Here is a 14,131-nt window from a genome sequence, read left to right as displayed (position 1 = left end):
GCGGAGCTGAGATGAGATGGGAGGATAACATGGACCCCGTAAAGCGGATGAAGGACTTGGTGGAAACCCTGAATCGTTGGAATGTGGAATACTATACCCTGGACAACCCCTCGGTCTCCGACGAGGAGTGGGACCGGGCCTACCGGGAGCTCCTGGACCTGGAGAAGGAAACGGGACAGGTCCTGGCCGACTCACCCAGCCAGCGGGTGGGTGGGGAGGTCCTGGAGGAGTTTGAAAAGCACACCCACCTGGGTCCTCTCTATTCCTTAAACAAGGTACGGTCTCGTGAAGAGGTGGAGGCCTGGGTGGACCGCTGCCAAAGGCAGATTTCGTCCTATAACCTGGCCCACCCGGAAGATCCTCTCCCGGACCTGGCCTTTGTCTGCGAGTTTAAGTTTGATGGACTGACCATCAACCTGACCTATGACGAAGGCAAGCTGGTCATGGCGGCCACCCGGGGCAACGGACGGGTGGGGGAGGAGGTCCTGGCCCAGATCCGGACCATTCAAACCGTCCCCCTATCCATCCCCTACCAAGGGAAGATTGAAGTCCAGGGGGAGGGGGTCATGCCCCTTTCGGCCTTAGAAAAATACAATGAGCGGGCCGAAGTTCCCTTGAAGAACGCCCGGAACGGGGCGGCCGGGGCCATTCGGAACCTGGATCCGGCGGTGACCCGGTCCCGGATGCTGGCGGTTTATGCCTATAACGTGGGTTATGATGAGGAGGATCTCTTCGACAGCCAGGAGGCCATCTTCAGCTTTCTCCGGGAGAATGGCTTCCAGGTCCACCCCTTCTCCCGCTTCTGCCGGACGATTGATGAGGTGGAGGGGGCGATCGATGAGGTGGAGGAGCTACGCCACAGCTTGGACGTCTTGACCGATGGGGTGGTCATCAAGATCAACGACCTCCGGACCCGGGAGGTCCTGGGCTTCACGGCCAAGTTTCCCCGCTGGGCCATGGCCTATAAGTTTGAGGCCGAGGAGGTCACCACCATCCTCCGGTCGGTGGAATGGAATGTGGGCCGGACGGGGAAGGTCACTCCGATCGCCCTCCTGGACCCTGTGGAGATCGGCGGGGCCACCGTCTCCCGGGCCACCCTCAACAACTACGATGACATCGTCCGCAAGGGGGTGACCCTGGGGGCCCGGGTCCTCATTCGCCGGTCTAACGAGGTGATCCCGGAAATCCTGGGGGCCATGCCGGATGAGGGTCTGGTCACCCGGCCTATCGACAAGCCCACCCACTGCCCGGCCTGCGGGACCGACCTGGTCTATGACAAGGTCCATATCTACTGCCCCAACTCCCTTTCCTGCAAGCCCCAGCTGGTCCGCCGGCTCAACCACTTTTGCTCCCGGGAGGCTATGGATATCGAGGGCCTATCCGTCAAAACCCTGGACAAGCTGGTGGACCGGGAGGTGGACCAGATGGCCGACCTCTACCGACTGACCAGGGAGGACCTCCTGGAATTGGAGGGCTTCGGGGAGAAGAAGGCCCAAAATCTCTTGGATGCCATCCAAGGATCCAAGCATCCCGCCCTCTCCGCCTTTATCAACGCCCTGGGGATTCCGGGGGTCGGCGTGACGGCTTCCCGGGACCTGGCCGACCACTTCGGCAGCCTGGATGAGCTCCGCCGGGCGGGCCATGAGGAACTGGCCCAGGTGGAGGATATCGGCCCCATCACCGCTCAAAATATGGTGGACTTTTTCCGGGATCCCCACATCAAGCAGGCCCTGGATGACCTCCTAGCCCAGGGGATTGAAGTCCAGGCTTCCGCGGCCCAAGGAAGGGCGGAGGATGAGGAGGGCTCTCTTCCCTTCGAGGGGATGACCCTGGTGGTCACCGGGACCATGGAAGGCCTGACCCGAAAAGACATGGAGGAAAGGATCCGGGCCCTGGGGGGGAAAGCCACAGGGTCGGTTTCCCAAAAGACCGACCTGGTCCTGGCCGGAGAGTCGGCCGGGTCCAAGAGGCAGAAGGCCCTGGACAATGGGGTCAAGGTCCTGGAGGGGGAAGAATTGGACCAAATCCTGGACCAATATTTTCGCTAAGTAGAAAGAAGGCAGACCATGCAGAAAATTGCCCTATCCACAGGAAATAAAGATAAGATCAGGGAGCTGACCCGCCTGGTCGATCCAGCCCGCTTTGAGCTTTTCTCCAAGGACGACCTGGGCCTGGCCGACTTTGATGTGGAGGAGACGGGGGAGACCCTCCGGGAAAATGCCGACCTTAAGGTGGAGGGCCTGGTTCAGGCACTCAAGGAGGTCGGGAAGGATCCCGATGACTACTGGATCCTCGCTGATGACACCGGCCTCTTTGTCGATGCCCTGGACGGGGCCCCCGGGGTCTACTCAGCCCGCTACGCCGGGGACCACGTCACCTATGACGACAATGTGGACAAGCTCCTCCATGCCATGGAGGGGGTGGAGGAAACTTGCCGGGGGGCCCATTTCTCCACCGTCATCGCCTTCTGGGCCCACGGGACCATCCATGAATATGAGGGCCGGCTGGAGGGCCATATCCTGACCGCCCGCCAAGGCAAGGGGGGCTTCGGCTATGACCCCATCTTCTTTGTCGATGAGCTGGGTAAGTCCCTGGCCGAGCTCAGCCCCGAGGAGAAGAACAAGATTTCCCACCGGGGCAGGGCCTACCGGGCTTTCTTGGAGGACCTCCATGCCTGATAAGATCTTGGTCTGCTCCGACACCCATGGGCATATCGACACCATCGCTGCGGAAATTATGACAACCCCGGGCCTGACCCGGATCATCCACCTGGGCGACCACGCCCGGGATGCCGAGGAACTAGAGGCCATCGTCGGCCGGACCATCCTCAAGGTCAAGGGGAACAACGACTTTATTTCTTATCATATCCCCTACGACGGTGTCCTTCCTCTTTCCGGGGGTCATAAGGCCTACCTCACCCATGGACACCTCTTTGGTGTCTATTATGGCCTGGACAAACTCGCGGCTTATGCCAAATCCCTGGATTGCGACCTGGTCCTCTTCGGCCACACTCATGCCTTCGACGACCAGGTTGTGGACGGGATCCGCCTGATCAACCCCGGATCCTGTGCCTGGCCCCGGGGCGGGGATGGACAGAAGTCCTATATTATCCTGACCCTGGATGACGATGGTCAGATAGATGTGGACCGGGTGATTTTGTAGGGGGAAGCGTGGTGGCAAGAGATATTCCGTCCAATAGTGTTGGTTTTGACGAAAACGGGAAACCACCACTCGTAATTTCATCTTAGAATAGTGTTGATTTGGAGAAATTTGGAAATCAACACTATTTTTTTGTGGTCAATAATAGTGTTGGTTTGAGAAAATCGCAAAACCACCACTATTGGGGGCGGAAAAATATAGTGGTGATTCCCCGAAAACAGCAAAACCACCACGAATGAGGCAGAAAAAACGTAGTGGTGGTTCGCTAGTAATAGCAAACCACCACTACGGAAGCAGGAGTCTTCTTTACATTATTGATGTTGACTGGCTTATGGAGGTCGGTGGGGTGGTCGTCAAGCCCTTGTCATGGGCGGCTGACGAAAAATGATAGAGGGCTTGATATTCTGATTTTTTTATCCTATAATACAAAGACGAGCTCGTTCTCGTGAAAATCTGAGTGCCATTAGCGCAGTGGAAGCGCGCCACTCTCCGGAAGTGGAGGTCCGGGGTTCGAATCCCTGATGGCACGTTATATTTGGAAGCTTGCCTTCTTTCGAAAGGCTTTTGTCATTTCGCAAAGAAGGCATCACTTCTATTTGTGGTGGATGTGGCCTAGTTGGTCTAGGGCGCCAGATTGTGGCTCTGGAGGTCGCGGGTTCGACTCCCGTCATCCACCCTTTTTTTATGCGGGAATGGCGGAATTGGCAGACGCGCTAGACTTAGGATCTAGTGCCTTCGGGCGTGGGGGTTCAAATCCCTTTTCCCGCATCCTTAAAATTTTATCCCCGGTGGGCTCTGAGCCTGCCGGGGATTTTTTTGTCTTGGGACGTTTGTGGGCCGAATGTCCCCAAAAGCCGGACACAGGCGGGATTTTAAAAATTTATAGTAGAGGTGGATGGTTGCCACCCCGAAAATTGCATAGAAATAAAGGAGAAGATTATGCAGAAAAAAATACGATTTAATCCGGCCCGACAGGCTGTGGTCCTGCTTGTGGTCCTGGCCATGGTAACGGGACTCCTGGTCTTGCCCGTAAGAAGGGCTTGGGCGGGGCCCTTGGATGAGCCGGCAGCGAAGAGGCCAGCAAAAACGATTTATATGGTAAGAACCAACAACACTTTCTTTAAAACCATGGGTTATTCTTTCACGGGCTTGAGCTTTACACGCAAGCCGGGTAGCTATGGCTTCCACGATTATGCCGCCTGGAACGCATTTTATATGAAGTGGTATCCGACGGAGCAAATGGGCATCTTTTCGGCCAAAGGGGATGAGGAATGGGTGGAAAATCTGCGAAAGAATTCCTATTTAGACCGAATCATCTTTTGCCTGGAGCCCAATGAGATCATTAAAGATGAAGAGCCGATTCATGCCTATCGCGACCGAACAAAGGAGGGACTAGAGGCCATAGAAAAGGCCTATTATGCCAACAAGGAGGCCCTGGATTTTGCCGGCCAGGTGGATGCCTATATGGAAAAGTATCTCCCCGATGACGGTTTATCGGGATCTCTTCGCCAGTATGCAATTTGGACCAACATGGGCCAGGTAGCGGAGAAGGAGAGACTCAAGCTCGCCTCAAAGCCTGATGAGCCTTTGGATAGCCTGGTCAAGGACTATGACCTACCCGAGGAGACCTATGATGATGGAAGTATCGGCTACATTCCTGATGGCAACAAGAAGATCTATTCCATGACCACGGAAGCCCACCTCATGGGCCTCCGGTCCAAGAACCACCCGGTCCTTTCCTTCGACGCATTAGGGGACGGGGTCTATGAATTGAAGAATGCCAAGGGATTTGCCGTTCCGGGTACGTATACACTTTTGCCGGAAGGGGCAGGGGCCAGCATGGATGAGGAATTTTCCAAGCCTTTGGACCGGGATAATCCCATGGTCAACACGGGCGACTACCCCCTCCGAATCCGCTTGGAAAAAGGCAAGGAGATCAAGGACATCCCTGTTAAAATTATCCGACCAAACTATGCCATGGACCAGGAGTGGGTAGTCTACGGCAGCCCCAGGGGGACCATCGAGGAAAGTGACCAGCTTCTGGGCAAGCCCATCACCGCCATCGTCAACCAGGAGGAGACGGTGACCCTGTCTCCGGTGGAAGCTAGCGGGAAAACATCGGAGGAAGACCCCAAGACCTCGGAGGAAGACCCCAAGACCTCGGAGGAAGACCCCAAGACCTCGGAGGAAGACCCCAAGACCTCCGAAGAAGACCCCAAGGCCTCTGAGGATAATCCTAAGGATTCCGAAGATAATCCTAAGACCTCAGATAATCAGGAGAAACCGGAAGATCCGCCCAAAGAGGACAAGCCCGGCACCACCGGCAAGCCCGGTGAAACAACAAAGCCCGACGATGTCGACAAGAATAAGGACCAGAACTCGGGCCAGTCCGGTAGGGACAACAAGACGGGTCAAGAGGATAAGAAGACGCCGGATAAAAAGCCCTTGCCGGAAGGGGGATCGCCCGGAGATTGGATGAACCAACCGGGAGGGACCTTCTCGCCCTTGGATGCGGATGGGAAGCTCAAGGATGACTGGTGGACCTATGCTAAGTATTACGACCCGGATTCCAAGGACAACCTGTGGAAGGCGGGGAGTAGCCGGTATGCTACCGGGTCCGAGGGATCCCGCAAGGCGTCCAAAAAGAGCCCGGATACGGGGGAGGGGGTAGCTATCCTGCCTTTGGCCTTCGGCAGCGGTCTGTCGGGATTGGGAATTTTTTGCCTGACCCGGCGGAAGAAAGAGAAATGATAACCTGTAAAACATAGGCAAAAGGCCTGCTTGGATGGACCGAGCAGGCCTTTTTGTGGTCATTAAGGGCTAAGTTTTATATAATAGGAATAAGTGATATAAGCAAGGGAGGAGCCTATGGACGGACAGGAAAGATCGGACACAAGAAAACCCGAAGAAATTGTTGAATGTTTGGAAGAGCAATTCGGCCGGATGGACCAGGTCCGTCTCCTTGTTCGAGCGGGGCGGTGGATCAATCCGGCGGCAACGGCGGATAAGGACTCGCCCTACTCTTGGTGGTTGGGTAGCCGGGACCTGGATTTTTGGAGGGACTTTTCCTTTGAAAATCTCCTGGACCAGCCCCTGATCCAATCCTCCCTCCTCTCCTTCGATCCCCCCCGCTTCCGCCTCCTTTTGCCCAACCGGATGCGGCTGGATTTCCTGGTGGACCGACCGGAGGCAGTGGTCAAGAGGATGGAGGCGGATAGCCTGACGGAGGTCCGGGTGGACAAGGATGACCGGGTCATAGAAGATCGGGTGACTTCGGATATCAGCCACCGAACCAAGTCGCCGGACATGGAGGAGTTGAAGTTGCACCCGGGGAACTTCTTCCGGGAGATGTCTGATATGGCCTTTTATTTACAGGGGAAAGAACTTATCCCGGCCCAACAGGCCCTCGATCGGGGGAGAAAGATCCTCCTTCGCCTGGCGGAGACGGCGGTCGCCCGGTCCAACGGTTATTCCATCAACCTGGGGGAAGATTTGAGAAATGTGGGTGCCTACATGGACCCCAACCAATATGAAAGCCTCCAGAGAACCTATTCCAATACGGACATGGACAATCTCTGGGATGCCCTTTTTCAGTCCTGCATCCTCTTCCGGAAGGTGGGCCTGGCCATTGACCAGGGAACCTCCTTTAACTACCCCCGGAAGCTGGATGTGGAGATGATGAAGATGTTCCGACAAATATGGAAGGAAATGTTATGACAAACGCGATGACAGCGGGGAAGGAAGACCGAATCCCCAAAAAAGGAAGGGGTCCGGAGAAAAAAAGGTGGACCCGGATTCTCCCTATTTTACTTGCCCTGAGCCTGGTTTTCTCCGGCCTCTTTAGCCCCCGAGCCCTGGCCGGTCCGGAGGAGGAGACAGCAGAATCCCTGAAAAAACTCATCACCTACTACGACCAGGTCCCGGTTCTCATGATCGGTCTGGCCGATGATAACCAGATCATCATGGGAAAGGGACTGGACCAACCCCGGGCCATCGCCTCGATCTCCAAGCTCATGACCTACTATGTGGCCATGGAGGCTGTCCAGGCCGGGGAGATTTCTCTCCAGGCCCCCATTACCGTGTCCGCCAAGGCGGCAGCCCTGAATGCACCGGGCTCCTCCAACTATGGTCTGAAAGAGAAGATGACCATGCCCCTGGAAAAGCTCCTCTTCGGCATGATGACCGTATCGGGGAATGACGCCGCCTGTGCCATTGCTGAGGGGGTGGCCGGGAGCGAAGGGGCCTTTGTGGAGAGGATGAACAAGGCCGCCCAGGACCTGGGCTACAAGACCATGCACTTTGTCAATGCCTCGGGTCTAACCGAGGAGAACAAGACCTATAACCAGTCCTCCGCCCGCGAGCTTTATTCCTTCATCCTCGACCTGATGAAAAAGTATCCCCAGATCCTGGACTATAGTCAACCTACCCTGGTGGATGAGCCGGAGAGGGATTTCAAGAAGGAAACCACCCTTAAGGAGTTCATGTCCGGGATTCCCGGAATGAAGGGGATCAAGACCGGAACCTCGGTAGAGGCCGGTTCCTGCTTCGCCGGACTCTTCCAGGTGACCTCCGCTAAGATGGACCAGACCTATGACATCATCACCATCGTCCTGGGTGCCCCCATCAACGACGCTCGCTGGCGGACGACCAAGGAATTGGTGGACATCGCCCAGGGTTCCTTCGCCCCCCACACGGTGGTGGACGGGTCCCAGCCCATCGAGCGCCTGGACATGCCGGATGCCCAGGAGGGATCCGTCATCCTCTATCCGGCCAAGACCTACCATATTTTCACCTATGCCAACGCCAACTTTGATGTTTCCTACACCATTGACCGGACCAAGAAGGCGCCAACCGCCGAGGAAGAAGTCTTTGGAACCATCCACGTCTCTCGGGACGGCAAACTCCTGGAAGAGATCCCCATCGTCTCCCACACCGCCACCCGGTCAGCCGGTCCATGGACTAAGTTTTCCAGAGGAGTGGAGGCCTTCTTCACCTTCCTCTTCAGCCTGGTTTCCTAACTGATTCAGGGAGGTTCCATGATTCGTCAGCCATCCCGAAAACTCGTCCTTTTCCTCCTCATTGGCCTCCTTCTCTTTACCGCCTGCAGAAAGGCCAATGACCCGGTTACCGGTCAGACTGTACTGTCGGGGGATGAGGACCGGCCCTCCGGAGAAGTTCCCCTCCCCTCATCTTCTCCCCTCTTTCCCAAGCCTGATGGCGGGGAAGAAGAGGATCCCGGGGAATCTCTCCCGGGGGAAAAAGAAGGGGAGAACTTTCGCCGGGAGTTCCTGGTCTGTCTGGATCCCGGCCACTCGGCTCATGCCTCCACAAAAGGAGAGCCCATTGGCCCGGGGTCCAAGGAGATGAAGAGGATGGCCAGCCTGGGTTCTGCCGGCATTCGGTCCGGAGTGGGGGAGTATGAGGTCAATTTGGACGTCGCCCTCCTCCTTCGGGATGAGCTGGAGAAGCGGGGCTACCGGGTCCTCATGACCCGAGAAAGCCAGGATGTCCTGGTCGGAAATGTGGAGCGTGCTCAAATGGCCAATGAGGCCGGAGCGGATGCCTTCCTCCGCCTCCACTGCGACGGGTCGGACAATCCTAGGGCCAAGGGGGCCATGGCGGTGACCATCTCGCCGGATAACCCCTACCATCCGGAAAATTACCGGGCCTCCCAACAACTGGGCCAGGCCCTGGTCCGGGAATACACCCGGGCGACCGGACTGGTGGCCAGGAAATCCTGGACCACGGACACCATGACCGGGCTCAATTGGGCAGAAAGTCCGGCCGTCCTTTTTGAGATGGGCTTTTTGTCCAATCCCGAGGAAGACCTCTTGTTGCAGGATCACGAATTTCGAGAAAAAATGGTTCAAAGCCTGGCCAACGGCCTGGATGCCTATTTTGGAGAAGGGACGGATGCCCGAAAAGAAAAGGAGGATAAGGATGAATAAGCTGGATCAGGAGAAGACAAAGACCGGAAAAGGGGCCTTGATCTTTTTCAATGTTCTCTTCCTTTTGTTGATTTGCCTGGCCTTCTTCGGCCTCTATAAAATTTTCAACCAAGCTTCTGTTCCCAAGCTGAACCCGGTGGATAAGGCCGACATGGGCATTGATCACTTCGGCTCCTATGCTTATGCTAATGGGCAGGATCCCCTGGCCCAGGAAAGGGAAGAGGAGCCGAGAGAAAGTAACCGGCTCCAGGGCTTTACTGTGGAGAATGAGGTTCGGACCAAGAAATATATGGAGAAGATCATCGGCCAATTCGATACTGAGGAAGAAGAGTGGGAGGAAGAAATCCTCCCGGATTCCGATGACCGATTGATCACGACCGAGGACGTCGATGGGGCGGTGGACCGCTTCGAGGGCTTCATCCCCGCTTCCTCCAATGTCCCTCAAATGATCATCAACGAGATCCTCGCCCGCCATGGCTACTGGTTTAAGAACAAGGAAATCCGGGATTATTTCCTGGATAAAGATTGGTATCAGGGGCGGGATGACTATGAGGAAGACATGGACAAGGTCATGGCCCGGTTGAGCGACTTGGAAAAGAAGAACATTGACTTCATCGTCAAGAACTACCGGTAGAAGGAGGTCCCTATGTATTGTCCCAACTGTGGCAAAGAGAATCCTGACCATGCTTTATTTTGCGCCTCATGTGGCGAGGACCTCCGCAACTTGACCGATTTCACGGAAGAAATGGTCTGGGAAGAAGGGCCTTTTGACCGGGCTGATGAGCCCGTTTGGACCGGGGATTTTTCTCCGGAACCCAAATCCGCTGTAGAGAAAAAGCGGTCCATTCTCGGTATTTCTCTGGTTTTAGAGGGGGTGGTCCTAGCCATTCTTCTGGTCATCCTCTTCCTCAACCTGGGTCAAAACCGCTCCCCCCGCCTGGCGGCGGAAAAGACCTTTGTCGCCTTGACCAACGGAAATTTGGAGGAAGCCCTCCGCCATATGGATGTCAAGGATAGTCCCTTTACCCGGACGGAGAATCTCCGGAAGGCTTGGCATAGCTGGGGCTTCGACCAGGTGACCTCCTACCGTATAGCGGGTGCCAAGGAAGAGGGGGCCGGCGTGAAGGCGGATCAGGTGGACATCCCCATTTCCTATACCGCCAAGGACCTGGAGGGGGACCATGAGGTCACCCTGTCTATGGTCAAGGATCCCTCAACCTTTTTCCTGGATAACCCCTGGAAGGTCTCCTCTGACCTCTTTGTTGTGGAGGACCTGGAGGTCATCGTTCCGGAAGGCGTTTCTGTCCGTCTGGACGGGGAAGAGCCGCCTCATGAAGGAGCCCGGAAGGAGGGGGATAATATTTCCTACCTGATCCCTCAGGCCTTCACCGGGGTTCATAGCCTGGAAATTGCTAAGGATAACCGGTCCATCCAAGCCAATTATTATGTGGACCGGGACAACAAGACCATCCTCATGGGCTGGGATTCCGGCGACGACAGTTCGGATGGCGAGACCATCTTGGAGACCATCCGGGAAAACACCGAGAAAATCGCCAAAACCTTCATTGAACAAGGCTCTTTCTCCTCCATTCGGTCTCTTTTTGCGGAGGATCAGGTCGATGAGGTCAAGAAAAGTTACGAAGAAGCCTTTGCCAATTATGAGATGCTGCCTTTCATCCAATCCTTTGAAGTCCGGTCCATGGAGGCCCACCTGGACAAGGAAGAGAAGGCGGTCTATCTTTCCATGGACTATCGGGTTCATTATTACACCATCCCCGAAGAGAATAAGCTGGACATCCGAGAGACCCGGGGACAAAGGGACCTGGTCATCCATTATGAGGAAGAAAATGGGGTCATCAAACAGGCTAACCTGGGCCTGGCTGTTCCCCTGGAATATGTTCGCTGAACTCCTCATTGTGCGAGGTAAGAGGGAAAAATATTTGCTCATTGCTATAAAGGCCGCAGGCCAGAAAGAAGGTGGATATGCTGTGTAAGAATTGCGGGGCAGAGCTCCGCGAAAATGCCAAGTTTTGCATCCGTTGTGGACATCCGGTGGAAGCAGCTCCAATAAAAGTCGACCCGGTTGAGCCGGCCTCGGTCGACCCCACTCCGTCCACGAAGTCGCCGGAAGACAAGGCGGCCATCGACCAGACAGCGGAGAAATTGAAGGAGGAGTTTGAGGAGGCTCCCTCGGCCTTTGCCCCCAAAGAGACCCCTGATCCCTTCAAGGAGGAGCCCCATCAGGAGGCCCCCCATCGGGAGGACCATAGCCAGTTTGGCTCCCGTCAAGAAGGTCCCCGCCAGGATAGGCCTCGTCAAGAAGCGGTCTTTTGCTCCAAGTGTGGGGCCCGGAATCCTGCCGGCGCCGCCAATTGTGGTCGCTGCGGCCAGCCCCTGTCCGCTGCCGGCGCATTTAACCAGTTCAGCCAATCCATCCTGGGCCAGCAGATCCGGCTCCTGGTTACCAAGACCCTGTCCCACCCCTATGAGCTTTGTCAGGAGTTCAGGAAGATGGAATACCGCCGGTCCAACCTCTTCATCCTTTTAATCAAGGATGTCCTCCTGGCTCTTTTCACAGCCATCAACATGGCCATGGCCAGTTCCACCCTCAACCCCATGTTTGGGAATGCCATGAGAATCCTGGGCGTGGACCCGGTCGGCATCTTCTTCAAGTTCCTCATCTTCATGATCCTCTTTGATGCGGCAACCATCTTCGCCTACTTCTTCGCCGCCAAGATCTTTGGCTCCCCGATTTCCCTCTATGAATGGACCGGAGTCGTGGCCTCTGTCGCTTTCTGGGGCGTTCTGGGCGCCGCTGTCCCCTTCCTCCTCAACATCGTCCGCCTGGGGGTCCTGGGCTCCATTTTCTCGGGCTTTGCCATGTTGGTCAGTTCCTTCACCATCCTTAAGGCCTACATGACCATGACCGACCTGGAGGAATCCCGTCAGATTTACTCCCTGGTGGTGGCCACCCTCTTTATCGGCATCTTTGTCGCCCTCGTGGCCATGATCTTCGCCTTTATGGTCGCCTCATCGGCCATGGGGGGCTTACAGGACATGTATAATCCCTGGAGCTACTAGACCTCGGTCAAGGGTAAACAAAAAAGGTGGGAGCGGTTTTCCGCTTCCACCTTTTTTTATGGGCGAGATAGGATTCTTTTTTGTGCCCTTTGGCTGAGCCAGGAGAGGGCGAAAATAAGGGCTGAGGAGAGGAGGAAGGCTAGATAGCCGCTCCCCGTCCAGCTAGTGAAGAAAGTCACCAGGTCGGGTCCCACCATCATCTGCCAGGCATAGAGCTCCAGGGTCAGGCCGCCCACCCAGGCCAGGGGGGCCGGGACTTTGGACCGGAAGGCCAGGTCAAGCAGGAGGACCAGGCCCAGGGTGTGGGGGATGGCCAGGATGTAGAAAACATCCTTGATGGGGAAATCGGGTTTTGCAAAGGAACCCCAGGTCCAGGTGAGCCAGAGGCCGGGAAGGAGAAGGCCCAGGCCCATGAGGACCTGTTTCTTTTTGTCCCAGCTTCCTTCAAAAGTCGCCAGGAAGCCCCCGATAAAAATCAGGGGGAGGCGACAGAGAAGGATGTTGACCCGGAGGTCTCCGAAGAGGCGGTTCAGGACCACCATGACCAAAGACCAGGTGGCCATGGCCATGAGGAGGGCGGGATATTTCCCCCGCTTCCGGATCAACCCGATATAAAGGGGAAGGATCAGGTAGACCAGGAGAAGGGCAGGCAGGAACCAGAGAAAGGATCCGCCACCCCGGTCGACGAAGTCGAGGCCAACCAGGGCCCGGAGAAAGCGTCCGGAATCCAGCTTGTCCATCAGGAGGGCCAGGAGGCAGAAGAAAAAGAAAGGGAGATAAATCCGGGCCCATTTACGGCGAACATAGGCAGGGTAGGGGTTGGTCTTGGAAAAGTAGGCCATATAGCCCGCCATGAAGAAGAAAATATCGACGCCGATATAGGCCGTCAGGAGGAGGTAGCGGATCAGCTCATCCGGAAAGCCTCCTCCCCTGGGCCAGGGGAGGAGGTGGTAGGCCAAGACGGCCAGGCCGGCCAGGGCCATGAGGGCGGGCTTTGTCTTTTTCAGGGTCATGGGTCACACCACAGGGATAGAGCCTATTTGGCCAGGGACTTGATGTCCAATTCCTGGACAGCTTCGTCACCCACCATCTTCTGGAAATTTTCCTTCACCTTTTCATAGGTCTTTTCGAAGGTCATGGCCATCAGGGCATAGTCCTTGGTGTAGAGGACCTTAGCCACCTCAGGCTGGACGCAGATCCACTTCTGGGCATCCACCTTGTCGGCCATCTCTTTGGCCAGGTCTTCCGCCTTTCCTTCTTTGGACCGGACCAGAACCAGGGAGTGGGCTGCGGATGAGGTTGATCCTTCAGAGCCCGCTGCCTCAATCCCATCCCGCCAGGGAATGAAGGAGTAATCCTCAAAGTTCTTGGCATCAAAATCGAGGACATCCGCCGGAGGGAGTTCCGCCCCCTCGACGATCTTGCCGATCAGGTCGGCCAGCTTTTCACCATTCTGGGGCTTTGGGGAAGGAGCTTCTGATGATGCGGACTCTGATGAGGAAGCCTCGGATGATGTTCCCGGCTTTTCCGGAGTGGGGCCATTGGTCTGGGGCTGGCAAGCCACGAGAGAGAAGGATAGCAAGAGACAAGCGGTTGGTAAGAGTAGTTTTTTCATAGGAACCTCCAATGTTTTTTTTGTTCTATGCAAGAATACCCGAAACTTTTGTAGCCTTTGTGCTCGCTTTTTGGGGGAATTGCGTATTTTGATGAATAAAAAAGAGCCGCAAGTCGCAGCTCTTCAAACGCAGCATTGAGGATTTGAACCCCAGGCCTTCCCCTTAGGAGGGGGACGCTCTATCCATCTGAGCTAATGCTGCCCAAATATTGTTTTCGCGAAGCGAGCTGGCCCTTGGCTGGAGCCCTGCCCGCAAACGTCGATCTCCTCACCGAAATCAGGGAGAACTCGTGTTTATAATTATAGCATAAGAAGAAGTTGAGGAAAA

12 protein-coding genes and 4 tRNA genes are annotated in these 14,131 nt (G+C 55.8%); 13 read left to right on the top strand and 3 right to left on the bottom strand.

Features of this window, described 5'->3' with window-relative positions:
- Window positions 1–29 precede the first annotated feature (29 nt).
- The 13 genes from ligA to HGKM_RS00380 all read left to right on the top strand — a co-directional run bounded on the left by ligA (window position 30) and on the right by HGKM_RS00380 (window position 12,188).
- A complete protein-coding gene (gene ligA / locus HGKM_RS00440) occupies window positions 30–2,048 on the top strand; it encodes an NAD-dependent DNA ligase LigA (RefSeq protein ID WP_034578835.1) in 2,019 nt (672 codons plus the stop codon).
- Between the two features lie 18 nt (window positions 2,049–2,066).
- Window positions 2,067–2,678: an RdgB/HAM1 family non-canonical purine NTP pyrophosphatase gene (rdgB, locus tag HGKM_RS00435; protein ID WP_019133333.1), complete on the top strand. Its 612-nt coding sequence runs from the start codon at window positions 2,067–2,069 to the stop codon at window positions 2,676–2,678.
- Window positions 2,671–3,162, top strand: coding sequence for a metallophosphoesterase family protein (locus HGKM_RS00430; protein WP_019133332.1), 492 nt, complete (start codon window positions 2,671–2,673; stop codon window positions 3,160–3,162). Before rdgB ends, HGKM_RS00430 begins: the two co-directional genes overlap by 8 nt.
- A gap of 454 nt (window positions 3,163–3,616) precedes the next feature.
- A tRNA-Arg gene (locus HGKM_RS00425) sits at window positions 3,617–3,688 on the top strand.
- A gap of 72 nt (window positions 3,689–3,760) precedes the next feature.
- Window positions 3,761–3,835: transfer RNA gene (locus tag HGKM_RS00420), tRNA-His, on the top strand.
- A gap of 10 nt (window positions 3,836–3,845) precedes the next feature.
- Window positions 3,846–3,927, top strand: a tRNA-Leu gene (locus HGKM_RS00415).
- A 171-nt stretch (window positions 3,928–4,098) separates the two neighbouring features.
- Entirely contained in the window at window positions 4,099–5,910 is a 1,812-nt protein-coding gene (locus HGKM_RS00410; RefSeq protein ID WP_019133331.1) for a hypothetical protein, read from the top strand.
- Between the two features lie 117 nt (window positions 5,911–6,027).
- The gene (locus tag HGKM_RS00405) at window positions 6,028–6,876 is read left to right on the top strand and encodes an aminoglycoside 6-adenylyltransferase (protein ID WP_019133330.1); all 849 of its coding nucleotides are present in this window, start codon (window positions 6,028–6,030) and stop codon (window positions 6,874–6,876) included.
- Window positions 6,873–8,177: a D-alanyl-D-alanine carboxypeptidase family protein gene (locus tag HGKM_RS00400; protein WP_019133329.1), complete on the top strand. Its 1,305-nt coding sequence runs from the start codon at window positions 6,873–6,875 to the stop codon at window positions 8,175–8,177. The genes HGKM_RS00405 and HGKM_RS00400 overlap by 4 nt, the downstream gene beginning before the upstream one ends.
- Before the next feature lie 18 nt (window positions 8,178–8,195).
- Complete coding sequence (locus tag HGKM_RS00395; protein WP_019133328.1) at window positions 8,196–9,107, top strand: N-acetylmuramoyl-L-alanine amidase family protein; 912 nt, start codon at window positions 8,196–8,198, stop codon at window positions 9,105–9,107.
- Complete coding sequence (locus tag HGKM_RS00390; protein WP_019133327.1) at window positions 9,100–9,741, top strand: YARHG domain-containing protein; 642 nt, start codon at window positions 9,100–9,102, stop codon at window positions 9,739–9,741. The genes HGKM_RS00395 and HGKM_RS00390 overlap by 8 nt, the downstream gene beginning before the upstream one ends.
- 12 nt (window positions 9,742–9,753) lie before the next feature.
- Complete coding sequence (locus tag HGKM_RS00385) at window positions 9,754–11,013, top strand: zinc-ribbon domain-containing protein (RefSeq protein WP_019133326.1); 1,260 nt, start codon at window positions 9,754–9,756, stop codon at window positions 11,011–11,013.
- 77 nt (window positions 11,014–11,090) lie between these two features.
- Window positions 11,091–12,188 (top strand): zinc-ribbon domain-containing protein, encoded by a 1,098-nt coding sequence (locus tag HGKM_RS00380; protein WP_019133325.1) that lies wholly within the window; start codon window positions 11,091–11,093, stop codon window positions 12,186–12,188.
- 56 nt (window positions 12,189–12,244) lie between these two features.
- On the opposite strand, the gene HGKM_RS00375 is transcribed toward HGKM_RS00380, so the two are convergent.
- The 3 genes from HGKM_RS00375 to HGKM_RS00365 all read right to left on the bottom strand — a co-directional run bounded on the left by HGKM_RS00375 (window position 12,245) and on the right by HGKM_RS00365 (window position 14,005).
- Window positions 12,245–13,201: an acyltransferase family protein gene (locus tag HGKM_RS00375; RefSeq protein ID WP_019133324.1), complete on the bottom strand. Its 957-nt coding sequence runs from the start codon at window positions 13,199–13,201 to the stop codon at window positions 12,245–12,247.
- A 23-nt stretch (window positions 13,202–13,224) separates the two neighbouring features.
- Entirely contained in the window at window positions 13,225–13,803 is a 579-nt protein-coding gene (locus HGKM_RS00370; protein WP_019133323.1) for a hypothetical protein, read from the bottom strand.
- 128 nt (window positions 13,804–13,931) lie between these two features.
- Window positions 13,932–14,005 (bottom strand) — tRNA-Arg (locus HGKM_RS00365).
- Between the last annotated feature and the right edge of the window lie 126 nt (window positions 14,006–14,131).

The organism is Kallipyga massiliensis ph2 (assembly GCF_000311985.1).
In the GTDB taxonomy this organism is placed as follows: Bacteria; Bacillota; Clostridia; order Tissierellales; family Peptoniphilaceae; genus Kallipyga; species Kallipyga massiliensis.
Note: the sequence above shows the minus strand (reverse complement) of the source record. Positions and strands in the feature narration are given on the sequence as shown.

Coding starts and splice junctions, on each gene's coding strand:
- HGKM_RS00405 (WP_019133330.1), top strand. CDS start 6,028: ATGGACGGACAGGAAAGATCGGACACAAGAAAACCCGAAGAAATTGTT.
- HGKM_RS00385 (WP_019133326.1), top strand. CDS start 9,754: ATGTATTGTCCCAACTGTGGCAAAGAGAATCCTGACCATGCTTTATTT.
- HGKM_RS00430 (WP_019133332.1), top strand. CDS start 2,671: ATGCCTGATAAGATCTTGGTCTGCTCCGACACCCATGGGCATATCGAC.
- HGKM_RS00410 (WP_019133331.1), top strand. CDS start 4,099: ATGCAGAAAAAAATACGATTTAATCCGGCCCGACAGGCTGTGGTCCTG.
- HGKM_RS00370 (WP_019133323.1), bottom strand. CDS start 13,803: ATGAAAAAACTACTCTTACCAACCGCTTGTCTCTTGCTATCCTTCTCT.
- HGKM_RS00395 (WP_019133328.1), top strand. CDS start 8,196: ATGATTCGTCAGCCATCCCGAAAACTCGTCCTTTTCCTCCTCATTGGC.
- HGKM_RS00390 (WP_019133327.1), top strand. CDS start 9,100: ATGAATAAGCTGGATCAGGAGAAGACAAAGACCGGAAAAGGGGCCTTG.
- rdgB (WP_019133333.1), top strand. CDS start 2,067: ATGCAGAAAATTGCCCTATCCACAGGAAATAAAGATAAGATCAGGGAG.
- HGKM_RS00375 (WP_019133324.1), bottom strand. CDS start 13,201: ATGACCCTGAAAAAGACAAAGCCCGCCCTCATGGCCCTGGCCGGCCTG.
- HGKM_RS00380 (WP_019133325.1), top strand. CDS start 11,091: ATGCTGTGTAAGAATTGCGGGGCAGAGCTCCGCGAAAATGCCAAGTTT.
- HGKM_RS00400 (WP_019133329.1), top strand. CDS start 6,873: ATGACAAACGCGATGACAGCGGGGAAGGAAGACCGAATCCCCAAAAAA.
- ligA (WP_034578835.1), top strand. CDS start 30: ATGGACCCCGTAAAGCGGATGAAGGACTTGGTGGAAACCCTGAATCGT.